The 222-nt window shown below is 73.4% G+C and carries 1 pseudogene; it reads left to right on the top strand.

Going from position 1 to position 222, the window contains the following annotated elements:
• Positions 1-222: pseudogene (locus ACWJ6R_RS38395) on the top strand (CHAP domain-containing protein); the annotation flags it as partial.

Consider the following 222-nt stretch of genomic DNA (forward strand, 5'->3'; position numbering starts at 1 on the left):
GCGCGACCGCGCGGGAGCTGCTGAGGATCGCCGAGAGCCAGATCGGCGTGGCGGAGAACGCCGCGGGCGGCGGGACCAAGTTCCACAGCTGGTACATGAAGTCCCAGCGCGCGCGGGAGACCGTCGAGCGCGACGGCGGTGCGATCCGCGGCTACGCCAACGCCCCGTGGTGCGCGATGTTCGTCTCCTGGGTCGGCGAGCAGGCCGGTCTGCGGCCCACCG

The sequence above is a fragment of the Planomonospora algeriensis genome (assembly GCF_977012225.1).